Source organism: Streptomyces sp. NPDC001220 (assembly GCF_053597895.1).
Genome location: NZ_JBSFJE010000007.1, coordinates 187763 through 213461 on the forward strand (window position 1 = coordinate 187763; position 25699 = coordinate 213461).

Genomic DNA, 25699 nt, shown 5'->3' on the forward strand with positions numbered 1-25699 from the left:
CCGCCTCACGCGCTCAGCTCGGGCCCAGCGACTCGCCGGGCGTTCTGCTCAGTACCGGGGGCCACGAGTTCGCCGCGCGCCGGAGCCAGCCGACCCGCTCCCGCTGTCTGCGGCTGCGCTGGTCGTCCGGACTCTCGATCATCAGCTCACCCGTTCTGGCCCGGGTACCTCCTGTGTCTTCCTCGGGGTGCGTGAGGGTGTCGGCCATGACGGCCACCACGATGTGGGCGAGCGCGTCCCGGCTGCCCACCTCATGATGTGCCGCGCCGAGCATCCGCGCCGGCGTCCGGGAGACAGCCTCACGTAACCGTGCCGCGTTGGCCAGGCTCTCCTCGTCGCCACGGGCGAGCACGACGACGACGGCGACGACCCGCGCACGGGATCGCGCGATGCGCTCCCACAGCGCGCGGAACCCCGGATCACCCGTCAGCCAGGGGTCGACCACGACGAGGACCGTCGCCGACTCGTCGATGCCGTCGGGCAACAGGTCGTCCGCACCGGGTACGACGACGGTCGGTCGCTCGCCTCCGCAGGCCCGCACCGCCCACCCGACCGTGGACGTCACGGTCTCCTCGCTGTGCGGACTGAATGGCCGCCAGTCTCCAGCCGTTTCGCCGTAGTGATCGACGTGGTCGCGCAGGTGCCTCATCCGGTCGCCGGTGCCGACCACCAGGAAGAGAGTGATCTTCCGCCCGGCGCGGCCGGAGGCCGTCTTCACCTCAGTCGTCGTCTCCGGGAGCCCCGGCTCGGCGGCACTCGCTCTGCTCGGGGCCACCGCCCGGCTCGGACCGAACCGCGGGGCCACGCTGTGTCCCTCCGCCTCGGACATGACCGGAAGCGACGACTCGGCAGCCCGCATCAGACGCGCGGCGACGCGGCGCACGATCCACTGGTACCGGTCCCGGCTGAGCGGATCCTGTTGGAGGCCCAGCACGCCGGGTCCCTGATACTCCTCGTCGACGATGTGCTGGACGGCGGTGACAGGACGGGGCAACGCAAGCTCGTCGGTCCGCCACACGACGCCGACCAGCGAGTCAGGGCGTTCCCCCGTGCGTCGCATCCGGCGGTCCATGCGCTCGGCGAAGACAGACCACTCCGTGGCGCACTGTGCGTCGTCCACGTACTGTGCCGAGTAGAGGACCAACAGGGCGCGACAGTCCAGAACCGACGGATCGGGTCCTCGCGCAGGCTCGGGATGCTTCAGCCGACCCTCGGCGGAAGCAGTACGGCCCAGCACGCTGTAGATCTCATTCTGGACATCGATATGGAACCGTTGGACCGGCCCTCTGTCACCGGTCGAGCTGGCGTAGCTGGTAAAGAACAACGGCCCCATCGCATCCCCCCAAGGGCCTGCCTCCTGCTGCAACCACGACTTGGCCTTTGCCCATAGACTCACATCGACGTGAAGTGCACGGGTAGGTTTTAGTTGTGCGCCGCCCCCACGCCAATTGCCCCCATGCTATGGGGTTTTGCCCGCCAGGCGCCCCCGAAAACTCGACATCGCCAATTCTCTCGCCCGAAAGGGCGCGGGCCGTCGCACATATGCGCTGGTAGCCGCCTCCTTTCGGCCGCGCGTTCCGGATAACAAGGTCATTGATCCCGCCAGGGCCCGATGTGCCGGATGAGGGCTGAGATGTCCTTGCAGTAGACGGAGGGGTTGGCGAAGTCCTGGCCACGTCCGAAGCGATGGGCGCGCAGTCCACCACCGCAGACGCGCACCAGAGTGCACTCCTGGCACATGTGGCACAGGGACCCCATGCCGTACTCCGGCGCACAGGCAAGACCCAGCACGGCGTCGAAGGAATGGCTGAATACCGTCCCGCCCGTGTCGGCCGCTCCCTCCGCGACCGCGTTGAGGGACTCGGTCCATGTGATCGCGCCGTCGGTCTCGATCGCCACGGCCGCCGCCGGCATGGTGCCCAGCACCTCGCTGCTGCTTCCTCCGTCATACCGGGACAGAGAGTCGACCGACTCGAAGAGCCGGACCCGCATGGGCCGTCCGGTCTCCCTCCACCGGTCGTGAACCGCGCACAGCCACACGCCGTACGGCGCCCCGGCGCCCCCTGCACCGACCGGCGGATGATCCCAAGTCCCGTGCGGCAGAAGGAAGTCCGCTGCGGGCGGACGGTGGGCGGCGATGGCGTCGAAGGTACGCACCGGATCGCTTGCCGGGTCGATGGTGCACAGCAGGCCGCCGAACAGCGGCCGGTAGCGCGCGCTGCCCAGCAGTCCGAGCGCGGCGACCACCCGGGCATGGCTGCCCCGGCGCGGGCCCGGCCCGCGCCGGTGCCGGTCGTGCGCCTCGGCATCGCCGTCCAGGCTGACACCCACCCGCACGTCCAGCTCCAGCAGCAGGTCCAGGAGGGCCTCGGTGAGCAGCACACCGTTGGTTTGGAGAGCGAAGCCCACCTCGACTCCGGCCCCGTCCAGCGCCCGGCGAACCGCCGTGGTGAACTCGGCGATCACCTGGGGGCCGGCGAGCAGCGGCTCTCCACCGTGCAGGAGCACCCGGACCCGGTCCGGACGGTGCAGCCGCACATGTTCCACGATGCGTGCGACGAGACGTTCCCGGACCGACACGGGCATGATCCGGGGGCGTTCCCGCCACCCCGAGTCGCGTAATTCGTATACGTAGCAGTAGTCGCACGAAAGATTGCACCGACTGCTCAGCTTGACAATGAATTGGTCGAATGCCCTGAGCAATGTCCGACCGCCCTCGGTGACGGAAGTCCGAGGCTCTGGCCAATGATTTTGGGGCGGTGTCGAGTCGTCCCAAGTAGGTCCCTGACGCCTGTTCCTGACCGCCGTCAATGACGTAGTGTCAAGGCCCGTCGAAACTCCCTGCATCGGCCCCCCGATCGTCGCCCGGGGGTCGGCCCGATACCACGCCGAAGTGGCAGACAGCGTGGCGATGTGTGTCCCCCCGCTCAGCGTACGAGGAGCGACCGGTGTTCGATGAGCCGCCAACTGGCCAACGTCAGGCTCCCTTTGGCCTGAGCACGGCTACCGCCGGGCCCAGGGAATGAAGGGGCTGCGCATGGCCAACGACTTCATCACGAGTTTCGCCGCCGAAGAGAACCGGGCCTATGCGGCACGCTTCCATCAGGACCTGGCCGCCGCAGTGGCACGGCGCAGGGGACGCGCGGTCGAGGCGGCCATGTGTCGTGGCGGTCAGGGCGGTGCCAACCTCGCCCTGGTCGTCGAGGCCCATGTTCTCGTCGCCCTGTGCTCGCGGGCCTACTACGAGGACCTGGGCTGCGGCACCGACTGGGCGGTGTTCGATCACCGGCTGAACCTCGTGCCGGTTCAGTTCCGCCCCCCGGTCCCTCCCGCCCGTGTCCTGGTGCGCTGGCAGCCGGCCGACCCGCCCTCCGGTCTCCCTCTCGCCCCCATCATGAGCGGCGAGGTCACGGACAGCTATGCCTGCAAGGGCCTCTACGGCATCATCCGCGAGGAGGGCTTCCGCTCCGAGGCGTACCGGAATGCCATCGACGAGATCGCCGTCACGGTCTGCCGCGGATACGACTGCGGCCCACCCAGGGTGACCGCCGCCGAACTGCCCCGGCTGGCGCCGCCGTTTCCGCGCCGGGAAAGCGGTTCGCGGGTCAAGGTGCCGCCTCCGCGGACATCGCGGGAGGACCCGGAGAGACCGCGCGTTTTTCTCTCATACGCCCATGAAGAAGACGGTGGGGTTCACAAGGACAGGGTCGAGAAGCTCTACGACCGGCTGTGCGACGAAGGGATCGACGCGCGCCTGGACACCGCGGCGCACCGGGAGGGGCCGCAGCACTGGGGGCGGTGGATGCGCCGGCAGTACAAGGACGCGGACTTCGTTGTCGCGATCGTCTCCCCGGCCTACAAGCGCCGCGCCGAGCACGAGGAGACCAGGGGCAAGGGCGACGGAGTGGGGTACGAGGCGGACTACATCCTTGCCGAGCGGATGACCGACCGCGACTGGTACCAGCGCATCTTGCTGGTGTCCTTCCCCGAGCACGGAATGGCACATGTGCCCGACTTCTTGCGCGGGGTGACCCTTTACACAGTCGACCCCGAGACCGGGGCGGGGGACCTGACCGACCTCGTCGACTACATCAAGAGGAAGTCGCGCTGAGCGCCGCGATATCCCGCCGCGCCGGGAGAACGATGCGTAGTTGGGTGATCACACATTGACGGCAACGAGTGCCGCATCGGCGATCAGCAGAGCCCCGTAGAAGAGCTGGAGCGTCCTGGAGAACGTCGCCTCGAACCAGCTGATCCGCCCGAGGTACGGACCCACGTTCATGGACAGCGTCTCCACCTCGACCTCAGGGCGCCGCACATCGTCGTACAGGTACCGGAAAAGGCGCTCCTGGCGCAGGAAAAGACCGTCGAGGAACCAGAAGCACGCCAGCGGCACCAGCCCGCTCGCGGCCACCTGCCAGCTCTGCTGACTGGAGGAGACGGCGAAGAACCCGGCCGCCAGCGTCAGCGCCCAGCCCTTGACCAGGAAGGAGTGGTTCGACAGCCGCGTGATGACAGCCTGCAGAAACTCCAGATGCTTGAGCCGGTCATCCCCCAGGGACGCCGGTCCCTGCGCGGCCCCCGAGCTCGCTTCGCCCAGCGTGGTCATCGGCCCCCCTGTACCCGCGGACCCCTCATTCTAGGGAGTACGCCGGCGGCGCGCACCGATACCGCCACCCCGGCCGACGGGCCAGGACGGCCTCCCCATGCTCCAGTGAGAGAGACCTCACACCTGCAGAAAAATCACACCGCAGCGAGAAGAATCCATCGCCCCTGGAGACAAGCAGAAGGCCCATCGTGATCACGATGGGCCTTCTGCCTCTGTGCGCGAGGGGGGAGTTGAACCCCCACGCCCTTGCGGGCACTGGAACCTGAATCCAGCGCGTCTGCCTATTCCGCCACCCGCGCATTGGGTGTGTCCTCCGGCCCCGGCCCCTGTGTTTCCTTCGGGGCGGCGCCTTCCGACACGCAGAACACTAGCACGTGGGAGGGGGTGGGTTCACATCCCTTGTCTCCGGGCAGCGCTCACCCGAAGCTCACGTACCGAGCAGTCGGCGTTCACGTATCAACCTCGTACCGGTCCAGCCCATCTGTCCAGGAGACGGATCAGGTCCACAGTCAGGTGCGGGACACTGGTCATGAGCCGCCTCTACGATCCTTGGCAGCGGAACCGCCGATCCTTGACAGGAAGAAGCGCGCCGAGGAGTTCGAAGGGGGGCCGCTGGGGGAACCGGCTGATTGCCGGGCGCGTAGATACGATCAGTGAGCAGTAGCGGTAAGGCAAGCCGTACGGGCAACGCGACAGAGGAGGTGCCCTGTGGGAGTCCTGAAGAAGTTCGAGCAGCGTCTCGAAGGTCTGGTCAACGGCACCTTCGCGAAGGTGTTCAAGTCCGAGGTCCAGCCCGTGGAGATCGCCGGTGCGCTGCAGCGCGAGTGCGACAACAACGCGACCATCTGGAACCGCGACCGGACCGTCGTACCCAACGACTTCATCGTCGAGCTGAGCGCTCCCGACTTCGAGCGGCTCAGCCCCTACTCCGGACAGCTCGGCGACGAGCTCGCCGGGATGGTCCGCGACTACGCCAAGCAGCAGCGCTACACCTTCATGGGGCCGATCAAGGTCAACCTGGAGAAGGCCGAGGACCTGGACACCGGCCTGTACCGGGTGCGCAGCCGCACCCTCGCCTCCTCCAGCAACCAGCAGGCCGCCCCGGAGCGCACGCCCGCGGCCGGCGGCACCCCGCAGCGACAGGGCGGCTACGGCTACCCGCAGCCCGCCGCGGCCCCGCCCATGCCGAGCGCACCGCCCCCCGGCGCCCCACAGCGCCCCGGCGGCTACGGCTACCCGCAGCCCGCCCAGCCCGCCGCCCAGCGGCCCGCCGGGCCCTCCGGACCGGTCGGCGCCCCGGCGCCCGGCTCCCGTACCCGCTACTGGATCGAGATCAACGGCACCCGCCATCAGATCTCCCGCGCGACGCTCGTGCTGGGCCGCAGCACCGAGGCCGACGTGCGGATCGACGACCCCGGCGTCTCCCGCCGGCACTGCGAGATCCGGACCGGAACGCCCTCGACGATCCAGGATCTCGGATCCACCAACGGCATCGTGGTGGACGGGCAGCACACCACCCGCGCTACGCTCCGCGACGGCTCGCGGATCGTCGTGGGCAGCACCACCATCATTTACCGGCAAGCCGAAGGGTGAAGCGGGGGCAATGTCAGAGCTGACCCTCACGGTCATGCGGCTGGGTTTCCTGGCCGTACTGTGGCTGTTCGTGATCGTGGCCGTGCAGGTCATCCGCAGCGACCTGTTCGGTACGCGCGTCACCCAGCGCGGATCGCGTAGGGAAGAAGGACGCCGGCAGCAGCCCGCCGCCGCCCGGCAGCAGGCCGCGCCACCGCAGCAGCGCGGCCAGCAACCGGCGGCCGGCGGCGGCCGGCGGCGCAACGCCCCCAGCAAGCTCGTCGTCTCCGAGGGCACGCTCACGGGTACCACGGTCGCGCTCCAGGGACAGACCATCACCCTGGGCCGCGCCCACGACTCCACGATCGTGCTGGACGACGACTACGCCTCCAGCCGCCATGCCAGGATCTACCCGGACCGCGACGGCCAGTGGATCGTCGAGGACCTCGGGTCCACGAACGGCACGTATCTGGACCGGTCCCGGCTGACGACTCCCACGCCGATCCCGCTGGGCGCGCCGATCCGCATCGGCAAAACCGTCATCGAGCTGCGGAAGTAGTGCTACATCATGGATAGGCGCGAGCGGAGCGAGCACGCGGCGGCGGACCGGACGCCGGTCCCCGGCGCGCTCCCGACCGGAGGGTGGGCACCGTGCGGATGTACCCGGAGCCGACAGGCGAGGTGCGCATGAGTCTGTCACTGCGCTTCGCCGCCGGATCGCACAAAGGCATGATCCGGGAGGGCAACGAGGACTCCGGTTACGCCGGTCCCCGCCTGCTCGCCATCGCCGACGGCATGGGCGGCCAGGCCGCCGGTGAGGTCGCCTCCTCCGAGGTGATCTCCACCCTGGTCACGCTCGACGACGACGTGCCCGGCTCCGACATCCTCACCTCCCTCGGCCACGCCGTGCAGCGCGCCAACGACCAGCTGCGCGCCATGGTCGAGGAGGACCCGCAGCTGGAGGGCATGGGGACCACCCTCACCGCCCTGCTGTGGACCGGCCAGCGGCTCGGCCTGGTACACGTCGGCGACTCCCGCGCCTATCTGCTGCGGGACGGCCTGCTCACGCAGATCACCCAGGACCACACCTGGGTGCAGCGGCTCGTCGACGAGGGCCGGATCACCGAGGAAGAGGCCACCACCCACCCGCAGCGCTCGCTGCTGATGCGCGCGCTGGGCAGCGGCGACCACGTCGAGCCCGACCTCTCCATCCGCGAGGTACGCGCCGGTGACCGCTACCTCATCTGCTCCGACGGGCTCTCCGGGGTGGTCTCCCACCAGACCCTGGAGGAGACCCTCGCCAGCTACCAGGGGCCGCAGGAGACCGTGCAGGAGCTGATCCAGCTCGCGCTGCGCGGCGGCGGCCCCGACAACATCACGGTCATCATCGCGGACGTCCTCGACCTGGACACCGGAGACACCCTCGCCGGGCAGCTCTCCGACACCCCGGTCGTGGTCGGCGCCGTCGCCGAGAACCAGCACCACCTGCACGACAACGGCTTCATGCAGACCCCCGCCGGCCGCGCCGCCAACCTCGGCCGCCAGGTGCCCGGCCAGGGCGGAGGCGGCGAGTTCGGCCCGCCCGGCTCCGGCGACACCACCGGATACGTCCCGGCCGGCAGCTTCGGCGACTACACCGACGACGACTTCGTCAAGCCCCGCAAGGGCCGCAGGTGGCTGAAGAGATCCTTCTACGGCATCCTCGCCCTCGCCGTGATCGGCGGGGGCCTGTACGGCGGCTACCGCTGGACGCAGACCCAGTACTACGTCGGCGCCAACGGCACGCACGTCGCGCTGTACCAGGGCATCAGCCAGGACCTGGCCTGGGTGTCGCTCTCGAAGGTGGAGAAGGACCACCCCGAGATCGAACTCAAGTACCTGCCGCCGTACCAGCAGAAGCAGGTCAAGGCCACCATCGCCGAGGGCGGCCTCACGGACGCCCAGTCGAAGGTCCAGGAGCTGGCCGTGCAGGCCTCCGCCTGCAAGAAGGAGTCGGAGCGCACCGCGTCCGAGTCCAAGACCAACTCCAAGACCGGCCAGGGCGAGGCCGGCGGCACCACGGGAACCACCAAGACCTCTCTCACGTCCAAGGCCTCGCCAAGCCCCTCGAACTCGGCGTCCTCCACGGCGTCACCGTCCCCGTCCACCTCAGCCACCCCCAGCCCCGGCCCCACCCTCTCGGAGGATGAGCAGAAGGTCGTCTCGCTGTGCGGTAAGCAGTAGGCAAGCCGTGAGAGGCCCTGTCACACGATGAGCAGTACTACCAACACGTCGACGAACCACACGTCCACCATCGGCTCCATCGGCGCCCCGAGCCGCCGCAACACCGAGCTCGCGCTCCTGGTGTTCGCCGTGGCCATCCCGGTGTTCGCCTACGCCAACGTGGGCCTGGCCATCGACGACAAGGTCCCCGCCGGACTGCTGAGCTACGGCCTGGGCCTCGGCCTCCTGGCCGCGGTCGCCCACCTCGCCGTCCGCAGGTTCGCCCCGTACGCGGACCCGCTGCTGCTGCCGCTGGCCACGCTGCTCAACGGCCTCGGGCTGGTCGTCATCTGGAGACTCGACCAGTCCAAATTGCTGCAGTCGCTGCCCAACTACTTCCAGGCCGCACCCCGCCAGCTGCTGTACACCGCACTGGGCATCGGTCTGTTCGTCGTCGTACTGATCTTCCTCAAGGACCACCGCGTCCTGCAGCGCTACACCTACATCTCGATGTTCGGCGCGCTGGTGCTGCTCATCCTGCCGCTCGTGCCCGGCCTGGGCGCCAACATCTACGGCGCCAAGATCTGGATCCGGGTCCCGGGCCTGGGCTCCCTGCAGCCCGGTGAGTTCGCGAAGATCGCCCTGGCGATCTTCTTCGCCGGCTACCTGATGGTGAAGCGCGACGCGCTGGCGCTGGCCAGCCGTCGCTTCATGGGCCTGTACCTGCCGCGCGGCCGCGACCTCGGTCCGATCCTCGTCGTGTGGGCGATCTCGATCCTCATCCTGGTCTTCGAGACCGACCTTGGTACCTCGCTGCTGTTCTTCGGCATGTTCGTCATCATGCTGTACGTCGCCACCGAGCGGACCAGCTGGATCTTCTTCGGTCTGCTGATGTCCGCGGCCGGCGCCGTCGGTGTGGCGAGCTTCGAACCGCACGTCCAGCAGCGTGTCCAGGCATGGACGGACCCGATGAAGGAGTACACGCTCAGCCAGCAGGGCGTCGTCGGCCACTCCGAGCAGTCCATGCAGGCGCTGTGGGCCTTCGGCTCCGGCGGCACCCTCGGCACCGGCCTCGGCCAGGGCCACTCCGACCTCATCCGGTTCGCTGCCAACTCGGACTTCATCCTCGCCACCTTCGGCGAGGAGCTCGGCCTGGCCGGCATCATGGCGATCCTGCTGATCTACGGTCTGATCGTGGAACGCGGCGTGCGCACCGCCCTCGCCGCCCGCGACCCCTTCGGCAAACTGCTCGCGGTCGGCCTGTCCGGCGCCTTCGCCCTGCAGGTCTTCGTCGTCGCCGGCGGTGTCATGGGGCTCATCCCGCTGACCGGTATGACCATGCCGTTCATGGCGTACGGAGGCTCCTCCGTACTGGCCAACTGGGCGTTGATCGGCATCCTCATCAGAATCAGCGACACCGCGCGCCGCCCGGCGCCCGCCCCCGCCAGCAACCCCGACGCCGAGATGACCCAGGTGGTCCGCCCGTCATGAACAAGCCCCTGCGCCGGATCGCGATCTTCTGTGGCCTGCTGGTCCTCACCCTGCTGCTGCGCGACAACTGGCTCCAGTACGTCAAGGCCGACGGCCTCAAGACCGACCCGAAGAACCGCCGCGTCACCATCGCCCGCTACTCCACCCCGCGTGGCGACATCATCGTCGACGGCGACCCGATCACCGGCTCCACGGCGTCCGGCTCCTCGAGTCTCAACGACCTGAAGTACAAGCGCACGTACAAGAACGGCCCCATGTGGGCGCCGGTCACCGGCTACGCCTCCCAGGCCTTCGGCGCCAACCAGCTGGAGTCCCTGGAGGACGGCATCCTCACCGGCGACGACGACCGGCTCTTCTTCCGCAACACCCTCGACATGATCACGGGCAAGCAGAAGTCCGGCGGCAACGTCGTCACCACCCTCAACGCGGCCGCCCAGAGCGCCGCCTACAACGGGCTGAAGAAGCAGGGCGGCAAGGGCGCCGTCGTCGCCCTGGACCCCGCCACGGGCAAGATCCTGGCCCTGGCGAGCTACCCCTCCTACGACCCCTCGGCCTTCGCCGGCACCTCGGACACCGACGCCGAGGCGTGGAAGAAGCTGCAGAAGAAGTACAACCCGAACGACCCGATGCTGAACCGGGCGCTGCGCGAGACCTACCCGCCGGGCTCCACCTTCAAGGTGGTCACCGCCGCGGCCGCGCTCCAGAACGGGCTGTACACCTCCGCCGACGAGGCCACGAAGTCGCCGCTGCCCTACGTCATGCCGGGCACCACCACCGAGCTGAAGAACGAGGGCAGCATCCCCTGCAAGAACGCGACCATGCGGATCGCGCTGCGCTACTCCTGCAACACCGTCTTCGGCAAGATCGGCGCCGACCTCGGCAACGACAAGATGCTCGCCGAGGCGAAGAAGTTCGGCTTCGACCAGGAACAGTTCACCCCGGTCCGCTCCAGCGCCTCGGTCTTCTCCGACAACATGAACCAGTCGCAGACCGCGCTGTCCTCGATCGGCCAGTTCAACACCGCCGCCACCCCGCTGCAGATGGCCATGGTCGCCTCCGCGGTCGCCAACGACGGCAAGCTGATGAAGCCGTACATGATCGACAAGCTGCAGTCGTCGAACCTCGACACCATCTCGCAGAGCGACCCCGAGGAACTGAGCCAGCCGCTGTCCTCCGCCAACGCCCAGGTCCTCCAGTCGATGATGGAGACGGTCGTCAAGCAGGGCACCGGTACGAACGCCCAGATCAACGGCGTCACCGTGGGCGGCAAGACCGGTACCGCCCAGCACGGCGTGGAGAACAGCGAGAACCCCTACGCCTGGTTCATCTCCTACGCCAAGCTCCCCGACGGCAGCAAGCCCGTCGCCGTGGCCGTGGTGATCGAGGACGACCAGGCCAACCGTGACGACATCTCCGGCGGCGGCCTCGCGGCCCCGATCGCGAAGAGCGTGATGGAGGCGGTCATCAACTCCAAGAAGTGACCCCGCTCACGTCCCCTTCACATCGGTGCACGTTGACATACCGGTCCTGTATCGGGTTACGGGCTTGGCCAGGTCACACAAACACAGCCGGGTACGGTAGGCCCGGACGGCAGCCTCCGACCGCACACCCGTGCCGGTCGGGACCGACGGAGAGGGCTGGTAGGGAACTATGGAAGAGCCGCGTCGCCTAGGCGGCCGGTACGAGCTGGGCCACGTGCTCGGTCGCGGTGGCATGGCGGAGGTCTACCTCGCCCATGACACCCGGCTCGGCCGCACGGTGGCGGTGAAGACGCTGCGCGCGGACCTCGCGCGCGACCCTTCCTTCCAGGCCCGGTTCCGCCGGGAGGCCCAGTCGGCCGCCTCGCTCAACCATCCCGCGATCGTCGCGGTCTACGACACGGGCGAGGACTACATCGACGGGGTCTCGATCCCGTACATCGTCATGGAGTACGTAGACGGCTCGACGCTCCGTGAGCTGCTGCACTCCGGGCGCAAGCTGCTGCCCGAGCGCGCGATGGAAATGACCATCGGCATCCTCCAGGGCCTGGAGTACGCGCACCGCAGCGGCATCGTCCACCGTGACATCAAGCCGGCGAACGTCATGCTCACGCGCAACGGCCAGGTCAAGGTCATGGACTTCGGCATCGCCCGCGCCATGGGCGACTCCGGCATGACCATGACCCAGACGGCCGCGGTCATCGGCACCGCCCAGTACCTCTCCCCGGAGCAGGCCAAGGGCGAGCAGGTCGACGCCCGCTCGGACCTGTACTCGACGGGTTGCCTGCTCTACGAGCTGCTGACGGTACGACCCCCGTTCGTGGGCGACAGCCCGGTGGCCGTCGCCTACCAGCACGTCCGTGAGGAACCGCAGCCCCCGTCGGTGTTCGACCCCGAGATCACGCCCGAGATGGACGCCATTGTCCTGAAGGCCCTGGTCAAGGACCCGAACTACCGCTACCAGTCGGCCGACGAGATGCGCGCCGACATCGAGGCCTGCCTCGACGGCCAGCCGGTCGCCGCCACCGCGGCGATGGGTTCGGTGGGCTACGGCTACCCGGACGACCAGCAGACGACCGCCCTGCGCTCCGACGCCGGCGCCACGACGATGCTGCCGCCGATGAACCCGGACGACGGCGGCTACGGCTACGACGAACGCCCGGACCGCCGCCGCCAGCAGAAGAAGAACAACACCTCCACGATCCTGCTCGTGGTCGCCGGCATCCTGGTGCTGGTCGGCTCGATCCTGATCGGGAAATGGGTGGTCAGCGGCAACGGCGCGGACAAGCCCTTCGCCGCCCCGAACTTCGTCGGCCAGACCTACGCGGATGCGCAGAAGATGGCCGACAACTCGGGCCTGAAACTGGGGACCCCCACCCGGAAGCCCTGCAGCAACGCGCCCAAGGGCAGCGTCTGCTCCCAGGACCCCACCGAGGGCTCGGACGTCAACAAGGGCGACACGATCAACCTGGTGGTGTCGACGGGCGCGCCGAAGGTGGTCGTACCCAGCGTCGTCGGCCAGAACATCGACGACGCCACGTCGACGCTTGAGGGCGACAAGTACAAGTTCCGCGTCAAGACGAAGCAGCGGACTTCCGGGGAGGACCCCGGCACCGTCCTGGAGCAGAACCCGTCCCTTGGCGCGGAGGTCCAGAAGGGCTCCACGATCACCCTCACCGTCGCCAAGGCCGAGGAGAAGGCCACGGTCCCCGACGTCACCGGTCAGACCTGTGACGCGGCCAAGGCGCAGATGACGGCCAACAACCTCACCGGCAACTGCACCGAGGTGGACACCGACGACCCCAACCTGGTCGGCAGGGTCATCTCGACCGACCCGCAGAAGGGGCAACCGGTCGACAAGAACTCCACGGTGAACATCCAGATCGGCAAGGCCAAGCAGCAGACGCCCGTGCCGGAGGTACGGGGCCAGACCGTGCAGCAGGCCAAGCAGACCCTGCAGGCGGCCGGATTCACCAAGATCCAGTTCAACGGCAACTCCAGCGACGACGCGATCGTCACCGGCGAGGACCCGCAGCCCAACACCCCCGAAAGCGACCCGGGCAACACGACGATCACTCTCACCACGGTCGGCGGCAACGGCAACAACGGCGGGAACAACAACGGCGGTACCAACTTCTTCGGCGGTACCGGCGGCTGACCCCCGCACCCGTTCAACAGAGCCCCGGCGCCCCTCCTCCCGGAGGGACACCGGGGCTCTGGCTTGCCACGCCAGCCGCACGTGAGTTCTCCACTCGCTCGTACCTTTCCCTCATGCCGACTCGTTGACCGGGTGAAGGCACTGTCACTGCTGCCGGACGGGATGCATGTGACGACGGCGATGGTGGCGACGTACTTCAAGGGACTGAGGTGACCCCTGAGACGACAAGGCCCGAAGTCGCAAGAGATAGTTGCGGCTTCGGGCCTTCGCCATGCTAGGCGACGGAGGTCCTGCAGGGACCTCGGTCAGCTCAGTTCCTTCGGCGGAGTCCGCTCGCTGTCCACCTTCTGCACCCGCACCAACTCGCCCCACACCACGTACCGGTACCGGCTCGTGTACACCGGTGTGCAGGTCGTCAGGGTGATGTAGTGGCCCGGCTTGGTCTTGCCGGACTCCTTGGGGACCTGGGAGAGGACCTTGACGTTGTACTTCGAGGTCTCGGGGAGGATCGAGTACGCCTTGTAGACGTACCAGTCGTCCCGCGTCTCGAAGACGATCGGGTCGCCGACCTTCACCTTGTCGATGTTGTGGAACTTCGCGCCGTGGCCGTCGCGGTGGGCGGCGAGGGTGAAGTTGCCGGTCTTGCCGGTGGTGGGGAGCATCGCCTTGGCCGGGTCCGTGTAGTAGCCGGCGACCCCGTCGTTCAGGACGTCCGTCGACGTGCCCTTCTCGACCAGCACCTCACCGTTCCTCATGGACGGCACATGCAGGAACCCGATGCCGTTCTTCGTGTTCAGCGCGCCCGGACCGGTGTCCTGCTGGGCCCAGGTGTCACGGACCCTGTCCCCCTCACGGTCGGCCTTGCGGTCCGCTATCACGTTCGTCCACCACAGCGAGTAGACGACGAACAGGCCGAGCACCAGGCCCGCCGTGATGAGGAGTTCACCGAAGACACTGACCGCCATCGCGATCGGGCCGATCGGCCGGCGGCCCGGCACAGGCACCTCGTCCGGCACGTCGGTCTGCTCTTCGGTGTCGTCGGCGGTCGCTGCCACTGTTCCTCTGCCTCTGCCCTTACTCGACGAGCGCGTCTGGCTTGCCCTTGCTGCGCGGGCGTTCCTCGACCATCTTGCCCCACACGATCAACCGGTACTTGCTGGTGAACTCCGGCGTGCAGGTGGTCAGGGTGATGTACCGGCCCGGCGCGGTGAAACCCGAACCCTTCGGGACCGGGTCCAGCACACTCACGTTGCTCGGCGACGTCACCGGCAGCATCGACGTCACCTTGTACACGAAGTACTCGTCCTGCGTCTCCACCACGACCGCGTCACCGGCCGCCAGCCTGTTGATGTACCGGAACGGCTCACCATGCGTGTTGCGGTGCGCGGCGAGACCGAAGTTGCCGGTCTTGTCCTGCGGCATAGCGGTCTTCAGCACACCCTCGCCGTAGTGCCCGACCATGCCCTTGTCGAGCACCTTCTTGTTGCTGACGCCCTCGGCGATCGGCGCCACCACATCCAGCTTGGGGATGTGCAGGATGGCGAAGCCCTGCCCCGGCGCGAAGACACCGGGCGCCCGCTTGCCGCTCGCCCAGTCCTTCTGGAGGCTGCTGGTCTCGCTGCCCGCCTGGGCATGGGCCCGGACGTTGGTCCACCACAGCTGATAGGTGACGAACAGCAGCATCAGCACGCCGGTGGTGATGAACATCTCGCCTATCGCCCGGCTCGCCATGACCGCCGGACTCGGCTTGCGCAACCGCGCCTGCCGACGGGCCTCGACCCGGGAGAGCGGCCGTCCCGACGGACTGTTATCCGCCGGCGCGGTCTCCGGTACGCCGCCATGACGGCCACCACGCCGCTTGGCGGCCTTTCTGCGGGCCGCTCGGCCACCCCCTGGGAGTCCAGGGGCAGATGAGGCTGCCGTGCCCGCAGAAGCCGATATGGGCGGCGGATCGGGGATCCTCAGCGCCACGGTCTCGTCGTCCGTCGGCGGGAGATACGCCGTGTCCCCGAACGCACCCGACCCCCCGTACGGCTGACGCCCGTACGAGGTGTCGGTCTCGCGCTCGGGGCGCAGCGCGGTCACGCCGTGGCCCTGCCCACCACCGGGGCAAGCCCCGCCGACCTCGCCACGGCCCCCTGGTCACCGCACTCCACCAGCCAGTTCGCCAGCATCCGGTGCCCGTGCTCGGTCAACACCGACTCCGGATGGAACTGCACGCCCTCGACCGGGAGTTCACGGTGCCTCAGGCCCATGATGATCCCGTCGTGAGTGCGGGCCGTGACCTCCAGCTCGGCCGGCACGGTGGCCGGCTCCGCGGCGAGGGAGTGGTAGCGGGTCGCGGTGAACGGGGTCGGCAGCCCGGCGAAGACCCCCTGGCCCTCGTGCTCCACCAACGAGGTCTTGCCATGCAGCAGCTCCGGCGCCCGGTCCACCACACCGCCGTACGCCACCTGCATCGACTGCATACCGAGACAGACGCCGAAGACGGGGACGCCGGTGGCCGCGCAGTGGCGGACCATCTCCACGCAGACGCCCGCCTCCTCCGGCGTGCCGGGACCCGGCGACAGCAGGACGCCGTCGAAGCCGTCCTGGGCGTGCGCCGTCGACACCTCGTCGTTGCGCAGCACCTCACACTCGGCGCCCAGCTGGTACAGGTACTGGACCAGGTTGAAGACGAAGCTGTCGTAGTTGTCGACGACGAGAATCCGCGCGCTCACTGGTTGTCCACCGTCACATCGTTGAAGGGCAGCAGCGGTTCGGCCCAGGGGAAGACGTACTGGAAGAGGACATAGATCACGGCCAGGACCAGCACGAATGAGATCAACGCCCTCACCCACGCGTTGCCCGGCAGATGCCGCCAGATCCAGCCGTACATGCCGTCCCTTCCGTTCCACCACGGCACCAGAATCCCGCCGTACTGCACCAGACTAACGGCGCAGCGCCTTGGGTTTGCCTGCCTCCACAGGCTGTGTGGAGTCCAGATGCGCCCAGACGATCAGCCGATGACTGTGCCCCCATTCCGGATCGCACGTGGTCAGCGTGAGATAGCGGCCTGGACCCCTGTACCCCGACTTACGTGGCACAGGGTCGATCACTTCAACGTCCGTCGGAACTGTTTTGTAAGGGCCTTTGTCGATCCGATACGTGAACCAGGTCGTACCGTCCGTCAGCACGATCGCATCGCCCCTGCGCAGCTTCGGGAACTGCAGGAACGGGTCGCCGTACGTGCGCCGATGGCCGGCGACCGCGAAGTTGCCCTCCTGGCCCAGCCGGGCGGTACGGGCGTAATGAGCGAGGCCCTTCTTCAGCACATCGGTGCCGGTGCCCTCCAGGACCGGCTTGTTCCACGTGAAACCGAACCGGGGGATGTACATGATCGCGAAGGGCCTGCCGTAGTGGTACGCGGCCGGCTCGGCGGGAGCGGCGGTCGCCCCGGCCGTCGGGTGCACCGCGGCACTGTCCGACCACTGGCGCTGTAACCGGTCGATCTGGTCATGCATGACACTGTCGGCCTTCACACCGGTCCAGAACAGCACATACACGACGAAGAGGACTATGAGCGTACCGACGGTGATGCAGAGCTCGCTGACGGTCCTGACGATCACGCGCACCGGCGGCTCCAGAAGACGACGGGCTGCTTACCCCACAGGCTTCGCGTAGTGCAGATCCACTGTGCCCGAGTAGCCCGGCAGAGTCACCGCCCCGTCCTCGGTGACTTTCCAGCCGAGCCCGTACACGTTGACGTACACCATGTAGTTCTGAATCGCCTCGGAGTCCGCCAGCGCCTGCTGCATCTTCGCCGGATCCCCCACCGCCTGGATCTTGTACGGCGGCGAGTACACACGGCCCTGGAGGATCAGGGTGTTGCCCACACACCGCACCGCGCTGGTGGAGATCAACCGCTGGTCCATCACCTTGATGCCCCGGGCCCCGCCCTGCCACAGAGCGTTCACCACGGCCTGCAGGTCCTGCTGGTGGATCACCAGGTAGTCGGGCTGCGGCTCGGGATAGCCGGGGAGCTTGGCCGTGGCGTTCGGAGGAGCGTCGTTCAGCGTGACGGTGATCGCGTCGCCGGTGAGCTTCCGGGTCCCCGCGTCCTTCTCCAGACCGGAGAGCTTGTCGTCCTGGGCCTTGCTGGAGCCGTCGTCACGCTCGGCGAGCTTCTCGTTCCGGTTCCGGGAACCCGCGTTGGACTCGTCCAGCTCCTTGTTCTTGCGGCTGCGCTCCTGGATCAGGTCGGACAGCTTCAGCAGATTGTCATCCGAGCGGATGTCGGTGCCCTTGGCCGTGTTGAAGCTGGTGAAGAAGAGAAGACCGGCCAGGGCGAAGACGGCGACGGTGAGAATCCGAACCGGCCGGAAGCCACCCTTGCGGACAGGGTCCGTACCCGTTGATCCGGTGGCGTTGGAGTCGGCAGAATTGCTCAACGTACCCTTATCTCCTTCGGCGCCGCGGAAGCACTACGCTAACGGACGCCCGGGGGAGCGGTCAGTGCGCCCTTACTGTCCCCTTGTACGCTGCTCCGAGCCCGACCCAGTTACCTGCGCGGCCACGCAGCGCATCGACAGGAGAGACCCTCGTGCCGAAGTCACGTATCCGCAAGAAGGCCGACTACACGCCGCCCCCGGCGAAGCAGGCGACCGCCATCAAACTGAACAGCCGTGCCTGGGTCGCGCCGGTGATGCTGGCCATGTTCCTCATCGGACTGGCCTGGATCGTCGTCTTCTACGTGACCGACGGTTCGCTGCCCATCGACAGCCTCGACAACTGGAACATCGTCGTGGGCTTCGGCTTCATCGCCGCCGGCTTCGGCGTCTCCACGCAGTGGAAGTAGCTCTACCCAGGGCTGTTCGCTGAGTTATCCACAGGCCTGTGCATGGACCTGGGGAAAAGAAGACGATCTGTGGATAACCCGTAGGGCGTTGACGCCGGTACGACTACCACAACGCCCTTCGTGTAACTGTTCGCCCCCTCCCTGACCTGCGGAAACGCAAGTGAGGGTCAGGGGGCACAGTTGTGCGCGCACCCTGTGCACAAGATCCGCCACCGACTGTGGACAACGGTTCGGTATCGGTGCGGCGAGCCGCCGTGAGCGGCTGAACCGGGCGCGGGGCCGCACGATCCGGGCGCGTCCGATCAGGTGAGCTGTGCGGTCCTGATGACCGTCAGGACGAGCGCCACCAGCAGGACCAGCGCGCAGGTGCCGTACTGGACGAGGTTCCGCCGCTCGCGCGGGGCGTGCACCATCGCGTAGCCGGTGACGACACCGGCGACCAGGCCGCCGATATGGGCCTGCCAGGCGATGCCGCCGCTGAAGGTGAAGATGAGGTTGATCACCAGCAGGGCGATGATCGGCCGCATGTCGTAGTTGAGCCGGCGGATGAGCACCGCGGTCGCGCCGAAGAGGCCGAAGATCGCCCCGGAGGCGCCGAGCGAGGGCTGGTTCTGGGCGGCCAGCAGATAGGTGAAGGCGCTGCCGGCCAGCCCGGAGACGAAGTAGAGCGTGATGTACCGCGCGCGGCCGAGGGCGGCCTCCAGGGGGCCGCCGATCCACCACAGGCTGAGCATGTTGAACGCGATGTGCATGGGGTTCGAGCTGTCGTGCAGGAACATCGCGGTCAGCAGCCGGTAGTACTGGCCCTGTGCGACGCCTTCGACGTCGCCGTACTGCGGGAACCAGGCCTGGCCGATCAGGTCGAAGTGGTTGGTGAAGCTGTCTCCGACGGAGAGCTGGACCAGGAAGACGGCGATGTTGACGCCGATCAGGATCTTGGTGAGCAGCCGGGGGTCGGCGGTGACGGTGCCGCCGGCGAGGGTGCGCGGGCGGGTGTCGGCCGGGGGTGGGCCGCTCTGGCCGGGGGTGGTGCCGCGTACGCATTCGGGGCACTGGAAGCCCACGGAGGCGCTGACCATGCACTCGGGGCAGATGGGGCGCTCGCAGCGGGTGCAGCGCACGCCCGTCTCCCGGTCCGGGTGCCGGTAGCACATGGGCAGGCTGTGGGCGTCGCGCGCGCTGCCTGTCGCCTGATCCTCCATGGGGTCCCCTTGCTCGTCGTGGGCAATACTCTGCCCCGCACATCCTTACGGACGAGCGGGGCGTTTGGTTCCCTCCGGATGCTTCCTTTCGGTCGCTTCCTTCTGGGCGCTTCCTGCTGAGCATTCCTGCTGAGCGTTCCTGCTGGGCGTTTCCTGCTGGGCGCCATCGTCTGGGCGCCACTTTCTTGGCGCAATCTTCTGGCGCCTTCTTCTGGTGGGTCAGCTCTCGCGCTTCTCGACGACGACCGTCTCGACGACGACGTCGTTCTCGGGACGCTTGTTCGGCCCGCTGACGGTGACGGAGGCGATCTTGTCCACGATCTTCTGGCTGTCCGCGTCGACGACCTCGCCGAAGATGGTGTGCTTGCGGTTGAGGTGGGGCGCGGGGTTGACCGTGATGAAGAACTGCGAGCCGTTGGTGCGGGGGCCGGCATTCGCCATGGCCAGCAGGTAGGGGCGGTCGAAGCGGAGGTCGGGGTGGAACTCGTCCTCGAACTTGTAGCCGGGGCCGCCGATGCCGGTGCCGAGCGGGTCGCCGCCCTGGATCATGAATCCGCCGATCACCCGGTGGAAGACCGTGCCGTCGTACAGCGGGTCGGTGGAGACCGTGCCGGTGGCCGGGTGGGTCCACTCACGCTCGCCCTGCGCCAGTTCGACGAAGTTCTTGACCGTCTTCGGCGCGTGGTTCGGGAAGAGCCGGACCTCGATGTCGCCGAGGCTGGTCTTCAAGGTGGCGTAGAGCTGCTCGGCCACGGTCCGCCTTCCGTTGTGCTCTCGTGTGCTCGGGTGTGACCCGGTGCTGGGTTCGCCCTCACGATCCTCGCACGGTACGGCGGCCCGGTGGCCCGCCTGGCGCGTCCCTGCTCAGATCCTCACGAATCGCTTGCGGAAACCCGGCGGGGTCCCCCCGATCCTCTTCGAGCCGTTCCGGGCGGGAGCGCTGGGCGCCGATCCGTGGCATTGTCGTCGACAAGCCCCTCTTAGCTCTGGTTGCACCCGTATGCCCGTCCTCGCGCGCCGCTCGGCTCGTCGGCAGGCATGATCCCTAAAAGGGTGGAAAGTCGAATTACCGTACGCCACCGAGGAGGAGGAAACTCGTGACCCGCAAAGAGAGCGTGCGCACCGCGACCAGCTCGGCGAAGGACAGCGTGCGGCACGCCGCGGAAGTGGTGGCGCCCTACGCCGACACGGCCAAGGAGCGTGCCGCGTACTACGCACAGGAGGCACGCGTACGGCTCGCGCCCGTGGTGTCGCAGGCCGCTGAACAGGCCCGCGTCCAGTACGACGCCCGTCTCGTGCCGCGTCTGGAGCAGGCGCGGACGCATGTGCCACCGATGGTGGATCAGGCTGCGCACGATGCCGCTGATCTGACCCGTAAGGCGGCCCGGCAGGCCGCTGACTACTCACGTCCGAGGTTCGAGCAGGCCGTGGCGGCGGCCGGCCCGGTCCGTGACGAGGCCACGGCGCGGGGTGCTGCCGCGCTGGCCGCGCTGCGGGGCAATGTCTCCGCCGAGGAGATCGAGAAGCTGGCGCGCAGGAACGAGCGGCGTTCGTCGTACGGCCGTGCGTTCAAGGCGTTCGCCGTGTTCGGCGTGCTGGCCGGTGCGGCCTTCGCCGCGTGGAAGTGGTGGGACAAGCAGGCCAACCCGGACTGGCTGGTCGAGCCGCCCGCTGCCACGGAGGTGCCGGATTCGGGCCGTCTCGGTTCGGTGGACGGCAGTTCTCCCCTGCACCCCGAGGTCCAGGCCAAGGAGGCGGAGGAGCAGTCGTCCCGGGACGACAAGAACCGCTGAGCCGGCGTTTCACGTGAAACCACCGAACCCCCCCGATCCACGTGGATCGGGGGGGTTCGCCGGTGCGGTGTCGGCAAGCGTGTTCACCAGCTGATTCCGGCGGCCACCGGCAGGTGGTCGCTGCCGGTGGCCGGCAGCACCCACGAGCTCCGCGGCCGCACGCCGCGGACGAGGACCTGGTCGATCCGTGCCACCGGGAACTTCGCCGGCCAGCTGAATCCGAAGCCGTCGCCGGCCGCTGCCTGGGCGGAGTGCACCTGCTCGGTGAGGTCGGCGAACGCGCGGTCGTCCATGGTGCCGTTCAGATCGCCGAGCAGTACCACGCGCTCGTTCCGCTCGGCGGCGACGGCCTCGGCGAGGGCCTGCGCGCCGGCGTCCCGCTGGGACGTCCAGAAGCCCGTCCTGGGGAGCACCCGTACGGATCCCAGGTGGGCCACGTACACGGCCAGCGGCCCGTGGTCGGTGGCCACGGTGGTGCGCAGCGCCCGGTTGTACTCCATCTTGGCGGCGGCCGGGATGGCGTCCGCCAGCGGCCCCTGGTCCGTCTTGACGTCGACCGTCCGGGTGTCCGACAGCGGCAGCCTGCTCCACAGCCCGACCGTGCCCCGTACGGCGTGGTAGGGGTAGGCCTTCGCCAGCGCCTTCTCGTACGTGCCTGTGGCCTGCTGGGTCAGCTCCTCCAGGGCCAGCACGTCGACGCCGGAGGCGGCCAGGGCGCGGGCGGTGCCGGCGGGGTCGGGGTTGTCGGCGTCGACGTTGTGGCTGGCCACGGTGAGGTCTCCGCCGGGGTGGGACTTGTCGCCGAGCAGTCCGCCGAAGAGGTTCAGCCACACCACTACGGGCAGCAGCAGCGCGACCACCGCGGAGGCTGAGCGGCGCCACAGCGCCCCGGCCAGCAGGACCGGGACGAACAGGCCGAACCAGGGCAGGAGGCTCTCGACCAGGCTGCCGAGGTGGCCGATCCGGTTCGGGATCTCGGCGTGCCCGAGCAGGAGCAGGCCGAGCAGCAGCGCCAGCGCCGCGAGCACGGGGCCACGTTTCCAGGGCCCGGGCGGGGCGCTGCTGCGGGTGCCCTGGCGGATGCCCCGGCGGCCGGCGCCGTCCTGCCCGCTCCCCGCCGTTTCCGCCACGTCCGCTTGCCCCGTCACGAAGTCCGCCGTGTCCGCCGTGTGCGCCGTGTCCGCCGTGTCCGCTTGCCCCGTCACGTCCGCCGTGTCCGCCGTGTGCGCCGTGTCCGCTTGCCCCGTCACGTCCGCCGCATACGCCGTGTCCGCCGTGTCGGCCCTGTCCGCCGTATCCCTCTGCGTCATCGTCTGTCCTCGGTCACTGCGGCGAAAGCCGGGCGTTCCTGACGTCATGGCCGCCAGTCAAGGCGGTGCGGTGTTGCCGACGCGTATGCCGTTTTCGATACACGGACGATATGTGCCGACTCGTAGCATCAATGACATGCGTGTGCTGATCGTCGAGGACGAGCCCTATCTGGCGGAGGCCATCCGCGACGGCCTGCGCCTGGAGGCGATCGCGGCCGACATCGCGGGCGACGGCGACACGGCTCTGGAGCTGCTGGGCATCAACACGTACGACATCGCCGTCCTCGACCGCGACGTCCCTGGGCCTTCCGGCGACGAGATCGCCAAACGCATCGTCGCCTCCGGCAGCGGCATGCCGATCCTCATGCTCACCGCGGCCGACCGGCTCGACGACAAGGCCTCCGGTTTCGAACTCGGCGCCGACGACTACCTCACGAAACCGTTCGAACTCCAGGAACTCGCGCTCAGGCTCAGGGCGCTCGACCGCAGGCGGGCCCACCACAGGCCTCCCGTTCGGGACATCGCGGGTCTGCGCCTTGACCCGTTCCGCAGAGAGGTCTACCGGGACGGCCGCTACGTCGCGTTGACCAGGAAGCAGTTCGCGGTGCTCGAAGTCCTCGTCGTTGCCGAGGGCGGTGTCGTCAGCGCCGAGGAACTCCTGGAACGTGCCTGGGACGAGAACGCCGACCCGTTCACCAACGCCGTGCGCATCACCGTCTCGGCGCTGCGCAAGCGTCTTGGCGAACCCTGGGTCATCGCCACCGTGCCGGGCGTCGGCTACCGCATCGCCACCCAGCCGGAGGCGGGGCACGGGGGCGGAGACCGTGGCTAGGGCCCCTGGTCCGAGTGTCCGCCTCCAACTCACCCTCAGCTATGCCGGGTTCGTCATGCTGGCCGGCGCCCTGCTGCTGGCGGCGGTGTGGGTGTTCCTGAACCGGGTGCCGCACCCCGGGCTGATCATCGAGCCCGACTACCGCCTGGCGGTCGTGCGCACCTTCGCCCCGACGGCCGTCGCCGTACTGACGTTCCTGCTCGTGTTCGGCCTCGTGGGAGGGTGGATCCTGGCCGGCCGGATGCTGGCCCCCCTGACCCGCATCACGGATGCCACCCGCCTGGCCACGGAAGGATCGCTGGCCCACCGGATCCGGTTGCCCGGCCGCATGGACGAGTTCCGCGAACTCGCCGACACCTTCGACACGATGCTCGCGCGGCTCGAGGCACACGTCGCCGAGCAGCAGAGGTTCGCGGCCAACGCCTCTCACGAACTGCGTACCCCGCTCGCCGTGTCGAAGGCGCTTCTCGACGTGGCCCGCAGCGATCCACACCACCAGGCCGGCGAGATCATCGACCGGCTCAACACCGTCAACACCAGAGCGATCGACCTCACCGAGGCACTGCTGCTGCTCAGCCGCGCCGGCCAACGGTCCTTCACCCGGGAACACGTCGATCTGTCCCTCATGGCGGAGGAAGCCACCGAAACCCTCCTCCCCCTCGCGGAAGAGCACGGCGTCACCATCGAGACCTCCGGCGACATCACCCCCGCGCTCGGTTCACCGGCCCTCCTGCTGCAGCTGACCACGAACCTCGTGCACAACGCGATCGTCCACAACCTGCCCGAACAGGGCACCGTGTGGGTCCGTACCGGCGTCCGCGCCGGGACCGTGGTACTCACCGTCGAGAACACCGGCCGGCACATCACCCCGCAGCTGGCCTCGACGCTCACCGAACCGTTCCAGCGCGGCACCGAACGCATACGCACCGGCCACGCGGGCGTCGGCCTCGGCCTGGCCATCGTCAGGACCATCACCCGCGCACACGACGGGACACTCACCCTCACCCCGCGCGCCGCCGGCGGAATCCGCATCACTGTCGAACTCCCCGCGATCTCCCCGAACACCGACGGATGACGAGCCAGGGAATCGAGCCAGGACATCGAGCCAGGGAATCGAGCCGGAGGACATCGAACTCGACCGCTCACATGACGTGACCACCGCCGCACGCACGGTGCACATGGATCTCCGTCCCGGCGCCGACCTCCGAGCCGTCACCTCGGGCGTGCGCTCCGCACCGAGACCCTGACGGGAAACCGGGACAAAAAAGACCCCTCCGACCGCGTTTCGGCAGGTCAGAGGGGTCTCACAGTGTGGAGCCTAGGGGAGTCGAACCCCTGACATCCGCCATGCAAAGACGGCGCTCTACCAACTGAGCTAAGGCCCCGTACGGGAAGCCACCGCCCCAGCGAAAGGTCCGCTGGTCGGTGCCGCAGACCAGAGTACCGGGTCACCCCCCGTACCTCACAAAAAGATTGGGGGTCCCCCCGGATGACCACGCTCCGTAAGATGCTCGACGGGGTTCGCTGTAGCGAACCGTGGATTTTTTGGGGAAGCGATGGGGAGACGCAATGGACGCCGCACAGCAGGAAGCCACCGCCAGAGCGCGGGAGCTGCAGCGGAACTGGTACGGAGAGCCGTTGGGGGCGCTCTTCCGTAAGCTCATCGACGACCTGGGGCTCAACCAGGCACGTCTCGCGGCGGTCCTCGGACTGTCCGCGCCCATGCTGTCGCAGCTGATGAGCGGACAGCGGGCGAAGATCGGCAACCCGGCCGTGGTCCAGCGGGTGCAGCTGCTCCAGGACCTGGCGGCGCAGGTCGCGGACGGCAGCGTGAGCGCGGCCGAGGCGACCGAGCGGATGGACGAGATCAAGAAGTCCCAGGGGGGCTCGGTGCTCAGCAACACCACGCAGACGACGAGCGGTTCGGGTGCGCCCACGGTCAAGCGGGTGGTCCGCGAGATCCAGTCGCTGCTGCGCTCGGTGGCCGCCGCCGGTGACATCATCGACGCGGCGGACACGCTGGCTCCGACCCATCCGGAGCTTGCGGAGTTCCTCCGGGTCTACGGCGCCGGCCGCACCTCGGACGCGGTCACGCACTACCAGTCGCACCAGAGCTGAGCCACGGCCCGGTACACCGGAGGGGGTCCGGTGAACCGGGCGGGGCCCGGCCCTGGCCGAGGGGGTCACGCGAGAGGGGTCGTATCGCTCATCCGGG

The 25699-nt window shown here is 68.4% G+C and carries 24 protein-coding genes and 2 tRNA genes; 12 read left to right on the plus strand and 14 right to left on the minus strand.

The window, feature by feature from the left end:
* Positions 1-13 precede the first annotated feature (13 nt).
* A complete protein-coding gene (gene fsxC / locus ACWDGI_RS18775; protein WP_450760351.1) occupies positions 14-1120 on the minus strand; it encodes an FxsC protein in 1107 nt (368 codons plus the stop codon).
* Between the two features lie 470 nt (positions 1121-1590).
* On the minus strand, positions 1591-2703 hold the full coding sequence (locus ACWDGI_RS18780; protein WP_450760353.1) for an FxsB family cyclophane-forming radical SAM/SPASM peptide maturase: 1113 nt from the start codon (positions 2701-2703) through the stop codon (positions 1591-1593).
* Between the two features lie 334 nt (positions 2704-3037).
* Between ACWDGI_RS18780 and ACWDGI_RS18785 the strand changes: the two genes are divergently transcribed.
* Positions 3038-4111 (plus strand): TIR domain-containing protein, encoded by a 1074-nt coding sequence (locus ACWDGI_RS18785; RefSeq protein ID WP_450760355.1) that lies wholly within the window; start codon positions 3038-3040, stop codon positions 4109-4111.
* A 48-nt stretch (positions 4112-4159) separates the two neighbouring features.
* On the opposite strand, the gene ACWDGI_RS18790 is transcribed toward ACWDGI_RS18785, so the two are convergent.
* Together ACWDGI_RS18790 and ACWDGI_RS18795 are read right to left on the minus strand one after the other, a co-directional pair.
* Positions 4160-4609 (minus strand): hypothetical protein, encoded by a 450-nt coding sequence (locus tag ACWDGI_RS18790; RefSeq protein WP_450760357.1) that lies wholly within the window; start codon positions 4607-4609, stop codon positions 4160-4162.
* A 215-nt stretch (positions 4610-4824) separates the two neighbouring features.
* Positions 4825-4908, minus strand: a tRNA-Leu gene (locus ACWDGI_RS18795).
* A 409-nt stretch (positions 4909-5317) separates the two neighbouring features.
* Between ACWDGI_RS18795 and ACWDGI_RS18800 the strand changes: the two genes are divergently transcribed.
* The 6 genes from ACWDGI_RS18800 (at position 5318) to pknB (ending at position 13510) form a co-directional block, all read left to right on the plus strand.
* The gene (locus ACWDGI_RS18800; protein WP_450760359.1) at positions 5318-6202 is read left to right on the plus strand and encodes an FhaA domain-containing protein; all 885 of its coding nucleotides are present in this window, start codon (positions 5318-5320) and stop codon (positions 6200-6202) included.
* A 10-nt stretch (positions 6203-6212) separates the two neighbouring features.
* Positions 6213-6740 carry an FHA domain-containing protein FhaB/FipA gene (locus ACWDGI_RS18805; RefSeq protein ID WP_360480687.1) on the plus strand — a complete coding sequence of 176 codons (528 nt, stop codon included), beginning with the start codon at positions 6213-6215 and terminating at the stop codon, positions 6738-6740.
* A gap of 98 nt (positions 6741-6838) precedes the next feature.
* On the plus strand, positions 6839-8404 hold the full coding sequence (locus tag ACWDGI_RS18810; protein WP_450760723.1) for a Stp1/IreP family PP2C-type Ser/Thr phosphatase: 1566 nt from the start codon (positions 6839-6841) through the stop codon (positions 8402-8404).
* A gap of 27 nt (positions 8405-8431) precedes the next feature.
* A complete protein-coding gene (locus tag ACWDGI_RS18815; protein ID WP_450760361.1) occupies positions 8432-9874 on the plus strand; it encodes an FtsW/RodA/SpoVE family cell cycle protein in 1443 nt (480 codons plus the stop codon).
* Positions 9871-11355 (plus strand): peptidoglycan D,D-transpeptidase FtsI family protein, encoded by a 1485-nt coding sequence (locus tag ACWDGI_RS18820; RefSeq protein WP_450760363.1) that lies wholly within the window; start codon positions 9871-9873, stop codon positions 11353-11355. Before ACWDGI_RS18815 ends, ACWDGI_RS18820 begins: the two co-directional genes overlap by 4 nt.
* Before the next feature lie 169 nt (positions 11356-11524).
* Positions 11525-13510: a Stk1 family PASTA domain-containing Ser/Thr kinase gene (gene pknB / locus ACWDGI_RS18825; RefSeq protein ID WP_450760365.1), complete on the plus strand. Its 1986-nt coding sequence runs from the start codon at positions 11525-11527 to the stop codon at positions 13508-13510.
* A 305-nt stretch (positions 13511-13815) separates the two neighbouring features.
* On the opposite strand, the gene ACWDGI_RS18830 is transcribed toward pknB, so the two are convergent.
* Genes ACWDGI_RS18830 through ACWDGI_RS18855 form a run of 6 tightly spaced genes read right to left on the minus strand, consistent with a single transcriptional unit; the run spans position 13816 to position 17940 of the window.
* A complete protein-coding gene (locus ACWDGI_RS18830; protein ID WP_450760367.1) occupies positions 13816-14565 on the minus strand; it encodes a class E sortase in 750 nt (249 codons plus the stop codon).
* A 19-nt stretch (positions 14566-14584) separates the two neighbouring features.
* Positions 14585-15595, minus strand: a complete 1011-nt coding sequence (locus ACWDGI_RS18835; RefSeq protein ID WP_450760369.1) for a class E sortase — start codon at positions 15593-15595, stop codon at positions 14585-14587.
* Positions 15592-16230 (minus strand): aminodeoxychorismate/anthranilate synthase component II, encoded by a 639-nt coding sequence (locus ACWDGI_RS18840; RefSeq protein ID WP_450760371.1) that lies wholly within the window; start codon positions 16228-16230, stop codon positions 15592-15594. The genes ACWDGI_RS18835 and ACWDGI_RS18840 overlap by 4 nt, the downstream gene beginning before the upstream one ends.
* Complete coding sequence (locus ACWDGI_RS18845) at positions 16227-16388, minus strand: hypothetical protein (protein WP_360480704.1); 162 nt, start codon at positions 16386-16388, stop codon at positions 16227-16229. The genes ACWDGI_RS18840 and ACWDGI_RS18845 overlap by 4 nt, the downstream gene beginning before the upstream one ends.
* 52 nt (positions 16389-16440) lie before the next feature.
* Complete coding sequence (locus ACWDGI_RS18850) at positions 16441-17124, minus strand: class E sortase (protein ID WP_450760372.1); 684 nt, start codon at positions 17122-17124, stop codon at positions 16441-16443.
* 27 nt (positions 17125-17151) lie between these two features.
* Entirely contained in the window at positions 17152-17940 is a 789-nt protein-coding gene (locus ACWDGI_RS18855) for a DUF881 domain-containing protein (RefSeq protein ID WP_450760374.1), read from the minus strand.
* A gap of 152 nt (positions 17941-18092) precedes the next feature.
* Here ACWDGI_RS18855 and crgA point away from each other — a divergent pair, with 152 nt between their 5' ends.
* Positions 18093-18347: a cell division protein CrgA gene (gene crgA, locus ACWDGI_RS18860; protein WP_046727637.1), complete on the plus strand. Its 255-nt coding sequence runs from the start codon at positions 18093-18095 to the stop codon at positions 18345-18347.
* Positions 18348-18649: 302 nt separating this feature from the next.
* On the opposite strand, the gene ACWDGI_RS18865 is transcribed toward crgA, so the two are convergent.
* Entirely contained in the window at positions 18650-19549 is a 900-nt protein-coding gene (locus ACWDGI_RS18865; protein ID WP_450760376.1) for a rhomboid family intramembrane serine protease, read from the minus strand.
* A 219-nt stretch (positions 19550-19768) separates the two neighbouring features.
* Positions 19769-20302 carry a peptidylprolyl isomerase gene (locus ACWDGI_RS18870; protein WP_450760378.1) on the minus strand — a complete coding sequence of 178 codons (534 nt, stop codon included), beginning with the start codon at positions 20300-20302 and terminating at the stop codon, positions 19769-19771.
* A 344-nt stretch (positions 20303-20646) separates the two neighbouring features.
* Between ACWDGI_RS18870 and ACWDGI_RS18875 the strand changes: the two genes are divergently transcribed.
* Positions 20647-21342 carry a DUF5324 family protein gene (locus ACWDGI_RS18875; RefSeq protein WP_450760380.1) on the plus strand — a complete coding sequence of 232 codons (696 nt, stop codon included), beginning with the start codon at positions 20647-20649 and terminating at the stop codon, positions 21340-21342.
* Between the two features lie 83 nt (positions 21343-21425).
* On the opposite strand, the gene ACWDGI_RS18880 is transcribed toward ACWDGI_RS18875, so the two are convergent.
* Positions 21426-22652, minus strand: coding sequence for an endonuclease/exonuclease/phosphatase family protein (locus tag ACWDGI_RS18880; RefSeq protein WP_450760382.1), 1227 nt, complete (start codon positions 22650-22652; stop codon positions 21426-21428).
* 136 nt (positions 22653-22788) lie between these two features.
* Here ACWDGI_RS18880 and ACWDGI_RS18885 point away from each other — a divergent pair, with 136 nt between their 5' ends.
* Positions 22789-23484, plus strand: a complete 696-nt coding sequence (locus tag ACWDGI_RS18885) for a response regulator transcription factor (RefSeq protein WP_450760384.1) — start codon at positions 22789-22791, stop codon at positions 23482-23484.
* Positions 23477-24559 carry a sensor histidine kinase gene (locus ACWDGI_RS18890; RefSeq protein WP_450760386.1) on the plus strand — a complete coding sequence of 361 codons (1083 nt, stop codon included), beginning with the start codon at positions 23477-23479 and terminating at the stop codon, positions 24557-24559. Before ACWDGI_RS18885 ends, ACWDGI_RS18890 begins: the two co-directional genes overlap by 8 nt.
* 237 nt (positions 24560-24796) lie before the next feature.
* Here the strand turns inward: ACWDGI_RS18890 and ACWDGI_RS18895 are convergent.
* Positions 24797-24869 (minus strand) — tRNA-Ala (locus ACWDGI_RS18895).
* Between the two features lie 184 nt (positions 24870-25053).
* On the opposite strand from ACWDGI_RS18895, the gene ACWDGI_RS18900 reads away from it, so the two are divergent.
* Positions 25054-25602 carry a helix-turn-helix domain-containing protein gene (locus ACWDGI_RS18900; RefSeq protein WP_046727633.1) on the plus strand — a complete coding sequence of 183 codons (549 nt, stop codon included), beginning with the start codon at positions 25054-25056 and terminating at the stop codon, positions 25600-25602.
* Positions 25603-25699: the final 97 nt, after the last annotated feature.

What these genes read in the sequence shown, in the direction of transcription:
- ACWDGI_RS18900 (WP_046727633.1), top strand. Translation starts at nt 25,054, where the DNA reads ATGGACGCCGCACAGCAGGAAGCCACCGCCAGAGCGCGGGAGCTGCAG.
- ACWDGI_RS18865 (WP_450760376.1), bottom strand. Translation starts at nt 19,549, where the DNA reads ATGGAGGATCAGGCGACAGGCAGCGCGCGCGACGCCCACAGCCTGCCC.
- ACWDGI_RS18885 (WP_450760384.1), top strand. Translation starts at nt 22,789, where the DNA reads ATGCGTGTGCTGATCGTCGAGGACGAGCCCTATCTGGCGGAGGCCATC.
- ACWDGI_RS18785 (WP_450760355.1), top strand. Translation starts at nt 3,038, where the DNA reads ATGGCCAACGACTTCATCACGAGTTTCGCCGCCGAAGAGAACCGGGCC.
- ACWDGI_RS18880 (WP_450760382.1), bottom strand. Translation starts at nt 22,652, where the DNA reads ATGACGCAGAGGGATACGGCGGACAGGGCCGACACGGCGGACACGGCG.
- ACWDGI_RS18820 (WP_450760363.1), top strand. Translation starts at nt 9,871, where the DNA reads ATGAACAAGCCCCTGCGCCGGATCGCGATCTTCTGTGGCCTGCTGGTC.
- ACWDGI_RS18845 (WP_360480704.1), bottom strand. Translation starts at nt 16,388, where the DNA reads ATGTACGGCTGGATCTGGCGGCATCTGCCGGGCAACGCGTGGGTGAGG.
- pknB (WP_450760365.1), top strand. Translation starts at nt 11,525, where the DNA reads ATGGAAGAGCCGCGTCGCCTAGGCGGCCGGTACGAGCTGGGCCACGTG.
- ACWDGI_RS18805 (WP_360480687.1), top strand. Translation starts at nt 6,213, where the DNA reads ATGTCAGAGCTGACCCTCACGGTCATGCGGCTGGGTTTCCTGGCCGTA.
- ACWDGI_RS18815 (WP_450760361.1), top strand. Translation starts at nt 8,432, where the DNA reads ATGAGCAGTACTACCAACACGTCGACGAACCACACGTCCACCATCGGC.
- ACWDGI_RS18790 (WP_450760357.1), bottom strand. Translation starts at nt 4,609, where the DNA reads ATGACCACGCTGGGCGAAGCGAGCTCGGGGGCCGCGCAGGGACCGGCG.
- ACWDGI_RS18810 (WP_450760723.1), top strand. Translation starts at nt 6,839, where the DNA reads ATGTACCCGGAGCCGACAGGCGAGGTGCGCATGAGTCTGTCACTGCGC.